This window comes from Arthrobacter sp. efr-133-R2A-120, assembly GCF_030209835.1.
Classification (GTDB): domain Bacteria; phylum Actinomycetota; class Actinomycetes; order Actinomycetales; family Micrococcaceae; genus Arthrobacter.
This window is the reverse complement of record NZ_JARVRF010000054.1, coordinates 1-1134: the sequence shown is the minus strand read 5'-3', so window position 1 is coordinate 1134 and position 1134 is coordinate 1. Positions and strand designations below refer to the sequence as shown.

Annotated in this window: 1 protein-coding gene; it reads right to left on the bottom strand. The window is 68.3% G+C overall.

The window, feature by feature from the left end:
- A partial coding sequence (locus QRN52_RS20380; protein WP_502869739.1) for an aminomethyl-transferring glycine dehydrogenase occupies positions 1-1134 on the bottom strand: 1134 nt, incomplete at both ends.

Sequence of the window (1134 nt, the reverse complement as noted above, 5' to 3'; positions counted from 1 at the left end):
CGATGGTGCCGTCCGCCGCGGTGGCCACCACGACCACCTTCATGCCGGCAAGCACCGCCGAGGCCGCGTTGGTGCCGTGGGCGGACGCCGGGATGAGGCAGACGTTGCGCTGGGCCTCGCCGCGGGAGTGGTGGTAGCCGCGGATGGCCAGCAGGCCCGCGAGTTCGCCCTGGGAACCGGCGTTGGGCTGGATGGAGACCTGGTCGTAACCGGTGATCTCCGTCAGGTCGGCTTCCAGATCTTCGATCAGTTCGCGCCAGCCCTCGGTCTGGGAATCCGGGGCGAAGGGGTGGATCGAGGCGAATTCCGGCCAGGAGATGGCTTCCATCTCGGCGGTCGCGTTCAGCTTCATGGTGCACGAACCCAGCGGGATCATGGTGCGGTCCAGCGCCAGGTCACGGTCCGAAAGCCTGCGGATATAGCGCAGCAGCTGGGTCTCGGAACGGTGCGTGTTGAACACCGGGTGCTGCAGGTAGTCCGAAGAACGCCCGACGGCGGCCTCCAGCGCGAAACCCTCACCGGACTCAAGTACCTCAGCGCCAAACACCGCGGCGACGTCGCCGACAATTTCCTTCGTAGTGGTCTCGTCAACCGAGACGCCCACGGTGTCGGCGTCGATGCCGCGCAGGTTGATGCCCTTGGCCTCGGCGGCAGCAACGATCTCGGCAGCCTTGCCCGGGACGCGGACCGTGACGGTGTCGAAGAAGCTGCCGTGCAGGACCTCAAGGCCCGCGCCCTTCAGGGACCCTGCCAGGGTGCGGGCGTGGTGGTGGGCGGTCTCGGCGATCGCCTTCAAGCCATCGGGGCCGTGGTAGACGGCGTACATCGAGGACACGATCGCCAACAGTGCCTGCGCGGTGCAGATGTTGGACGTCGCCTTCTCCCGGCGGATGTGCTGCTCGCGGGTCTGCAGCGCCAGGCGGTAGGCCGGAGTGCCGGCGTCGTCCTTGGAAACGCCCACCAGGCGGCCCGGCATCGAACGCTCAAGGCCCTTCTGGACCGCCATGTACGCGGCGTGCGGGCCGCCGAAGAACAACGGAACGCCGAAACGCTGGGTGGAACCGACCGCGATGTCCGCACCCTGCTCCCCCGGAGGCGTGATCAGCGTCAGGGCGAGGAGGTCCGCGGCGACGG